The sequence below is a fragment of the Microcystis sp. M53603_WE2 genome (assembly GCF_030065435.1).
This window is the reverse complement of the sequence record NZ_JASJFF010001256.1, coordinates 1-4,069: the sequence shown is the minus strand read 5'-3', so window position 1 is coordinate 4,069 and position 4,069 is coordinate 1. Positions and strand designations below refer to the sequence as shown.

Genomic DNA, 4,069 nt, shown 5'->3' with positions numbered 1-4,069 from the left:
GGCCAACATGGTGGCCACTTCTTCCTGCTGTAATAACCTATAGCTACAGACCAACAGATCAAAAGGTTGCAGTCGATCGAGTAGTGCTTGCCGATCGCCTGTTCCCAATTGGATGATATTTAAAGTGGGTGCGAACCTTTCCGCCTCGCTAATCCAGTTCAAACATACTGAAGTAGTAGCGATCGCTAAAGTCGGTCCCGCCGAGGCGCGGGTTAGGATTACTGCCAGGGCCTGTAAAGTTTTCCCTAATCCCATATCATCGGCCAAACAGGCCCCGGCCCCCCACTGGGCCAGCCTAGCTAACCAACGAAAGCCTTCCAATTGATAATCGCGCAATTCTGCCTGTAGAGTTGAGGGGACTTCTGGGGTAAAATCCTGACTTTCCTGAAAGCGTTGTAAATTGTCGCGCCAACGTTTATCGGCCTTGAGTTGTCCCACTTCCTCGCTGAGTTCGGAGAGAATCGGGGCAGCAAAGGGATGAAACCGCAAACCGTCGCCGGACTTTTCCGAGAAAGCGCGCATTTCCTGTAACCGTTCCCGAAATGCCTCGGTTAGGGCGAGAAATTGACCATCTCCGAGGGGAATAAACCGCCCCGGCGATCCCTCTAGCAGTTTCATCAACTCCTGCATACTCAGCACCGATTTCTCCTCTAGGTGCAGTTCCCCACTGACGGCAAACCAATCCCGTTGACTGTGGATATTTAGGTGTAGGTCTTGTAATCGAAGCTGACGCGACACCCGCCATTTTTCCCCTTCCGGCCATTCCACAAGGACGCTATCGTTTAATTCCCGCAATTCCAGCAGTAGATCTAGACAATCCTCTGGATTTTCTAGCCGCCATTCCCCATTTTCTTCCTCGAAACTGATCAGGATCGGACAAGAATCGATCGCCGTTTGTGCCAGTTTTTTCTCCAGGGCCAAATCCCTAGTTGTTTGCAGCCGTTCCCCCTCGATCTCGGCGATCACTGTTTCCCCCCCTTTTCCAGGCTGGAAATAGGGACCGGCTGCCCCAAAAGGACGGCTGAGAACCGCCACTTTTAGACCCTCCCCAGCCGGTAAGAGATGAATCCGGGGTTGACTATCGGCCGCCACTGACCGGGCTGCTTTTCCTCCGCCGATATCGGAATGTACTGTCACCATCCCGGAGAGGGAATTGATCGCGGCCAGCACTTTTTCCCGGCCCTTGTCGGGGACTTCTAGGCGGTTGCTTTTGCCGATAATGTCGGCGATGCTTCGGTGTTCTGGCTTGACTTCGATTACCTTAACGCGAGTGGGGGTTTCTTTCCAAATCAGCACTTCTTGGTGATCGCTGAGATCGGGCAGTAAAGAGAGGATTAATTTACCCGATTTTTCCTTACTTACTCGCAATTCCGGTTCCCCGGCGACGATTTCTACCCGCGTTCTGGGGGAATCTTCCCAAAACACCAGGGGATGACCGATCAGTTCGATAATGGCCCGGTACTCAAAGTGATACTCGTTCTGGCCATAGTAACTGGATTCCACGAAGATATGGGCGCAAATTTTCAGGTCTTGCGGGGTTAAATAGTCAATTTCCCCGGTTTTTCGCAGACGTTTCAGGGAGACGGGACGGCCACGACTCCAATTACCCCGCGCGTCGAGTTTCTGTTCTTTTGGTTGCAGGAAATAATCCTCGGAATGGATAGAGAGAAACCAAGCAAGGCGGACGACGGGGTTAGATTTACCCGGGGTTGGTGTTGGCGCGCACAGATTAGTCAAGGCATTCAGGCACAGTTGCCAAGCTTCTTGGGGTTCGATCGCATCTACTAGGGGGGAAGAGAGATGCCATTTTATAACCACCTCCGCTTCCGGCGCTCGATCGAGTCGGGACAGTAGGGCCCCGGTTTCTAGGGCTAACCAATGGTAGCCGGCCGCCTTGGCATCTTTGTAGAGGGGCAAGAGTAGGCGGGGCAGATGTTTTTTAGCGATGTCGCTGCTCATCCAGTAGAGACAGATACTACAGATAAGAGTCTCTAGACCCTGGCCCATTTGGTAGGGATTGATCGTCGCGTCGATGATTGCGTCTTTGGCCTGCATATCTCCCTGACGGGCAGCGATGATTTTTTCCAGACGGGCATAGATAGGGCGGAAAGGATGATCGTTTTGACGCGCCACCCAACTGGTATAGCTGGCGGCTTCGGCGAGACGTTCGGGGGTTCCTTCTTTGAGGAGGGCGAAAATAAAGGAGAAGCCGCTAATCGAAGAAAAATAGATTTTTTGTTTTCCTTTGGCTTTTTTTAGGGCTTTAAGGGCGAAGGTATATTCTTGGATCGCTTTGCTGTTTTCCCCGCCTAGAAAGGCAATCCAACCCCGTATCGCCCCGATTTCTGCTGCTTGGCTTTCCGGGAAGGGGCGATCGAGATACCGACGCACCTTATCGTATTGTCCTCGGATGATCGCCTGTTCGAGCCACAAATGGGCTTCGGAAACACTGGTCTGGTCTTGACAGAGTTCTTCTAGGAGGGAAAAAGCCCCATCGGCGCGAGTTATTTTTTCAAAAGCCTTGACAAGAATGCTATTTAGTGCTAGGGCTTGAAATTTGGTCGGTTGCGTCCGTAACCAATCCCCATCGAAGGGGTTATCGTAGATGAGGATGAGAAGGTCTTCTAGGCTGGTTTTTGAGGAAGAATAGCTGGTTTTCTGATAATCGGCGATTTGTTGTTCGATCGAGTCGAAATCCTGACGATAGATGGCCAGACGTATTTCTCGGATTAATTGCTCTTGTCCCTGAAAAACTAGGCTTTCATCCCAACGAGTCCGGGGTTGCGCCAGTTTTGCCTTGATAATCTCGGCAAAACGCTTGAATTCTCCCTTACTAACGCTATCACGGCTGGCAATCTCGACGAGGAGGGGATGACAGCGCGGCCCGTAGCCTTTGTCCTGGGTGATCACTTCCGCTTCTAGGAGGATATCTAAATGGGATTTCAGGGTTTGGCCGTTAAATCGCCGGTTGTTCTCGTCGCGGTAATGAGCTTGATTTAAACAGTCTAGAAAAGTGCTGCGGGCGATCGGTTCATAGATTAGGGAAAAAAGACGGACGATCACCTGATCGAGTGCCGATAATTGTTGGTAGCGTTCGATGAGTTGGCGGCGTATTTGCTCGATATCTTTCATATTCGGTTATATTCGCTGATAATCCTAATCTTTTTGCGGGGATATGACTGCAATTTATGGACGGGTTTCCAAAAAAGGTTCGATATCGATCGGGAACCAATCCCCGTCTAATACCTGTTGGAGAGTGAATATAGACTCTAGGGGAATCGCATTTTTATCGACTATCCGTGCGTTAATCAGGGATTTTCTGGCGGTTAAATAGGCTTTTTCCCAAGAATCGCGGGCATGGTTGACGAGGGTGGCACTATCTATTTTTTGTTCTAATTGCGCTCGGAAAGCCGCGATCTCCACTATCCAGTGACGGGCATTCCGTTCTTTTTCCGATTCCCAATAGGATAGTTTGAGCAAGTGTTCGATTAAAACGGTTAATAAACTCGTTATTGCCTGTCTCTCGCTTTTTCCCATGCACTCTACTTCCTCGATCAGGTTTTCCCAGTCCACCCTGTCAAACTCTTTTCGCTTTAACAGTTGGGCGGTTTTTTCTGTCCAGAGAACAAAATCTTCTTCGTAGAGAGCGGTCATCATAGATTTCTCATCCCGACTGGGAGCGCGGGGTAATGGCTCGATTATAACTCTCGATCGCTATCCTCGATCAGCTTCTAGTCTGGGGAATTTTTGCCAAGTTAGAGATTTATTCACTAGCACAAGTTGTTCTTTTTATCAAGAAAACTTTTTCTTTTTAACAAAAGTACACAAACATTTTGATCAACCTTATTGGCGATGTTATTTTGGGACTAGAGGGGAAAGATAACGTCGCTGCTAGAATTTAATTTTCAGACAAATAACCTCAGAGTATAAATTATGACCTTTACACCAGCTATTGATCCAGATATTGAATACCCCGACAGTGACGGTAAACCCATGGCCGATAATACCGAACAATACGAATGGATCGTGAAAATCAAAGAAAATCTTGAGATTCTTTTTGCCACTTCTC

At 49.2% G+C, this 4,069-nt stretch carries 2 protein-coding genes and 1 pseudogene; 1 reads left to right on the top strand and 2 read right to left on the bottom strand.

The features are described 5' to 3' along the window. Positions 1-3,132: SNF2-related protein (locus PX481_RS26340; protein ID WP_288096897.1), on the bottom strand; the 3,132-nt coding region annotated here is incomplete at its 3' end. A gap of 54 nt (positions 3,133-3,186) precedes the next feature. Then, positions 3,187-3,657, bottom strand: a complete 471-nt coding sequence (locus tag PX481_RS26335; protein WP_002761788.1) for a DUF29 domain-containing protein — start codon at positions 3,655-3,657, stop codon at positions 3,187-3,189. A 276-nt stretch (positions 3,658-3,933) separates the two neighbouring features. Here PX481_RS26335 and PX481_RS26330 point away from each other — a divergent pair. Further along, a pseudogene (locus tag PX481_RS26330) lies at positions 3,934-4,069 on the top strand (Uma2 family endonuclease); the annotation flags it as partial.

Coding starts and splice junctions, on each gene's coding strand:
- PX481_RS26335 (WP_002761788.1), bottom strand. CDS start 3,657: ATGATGACCGCTCTCTACGAAGAAGATTTTGTTCTCTGGACAGAAAAA.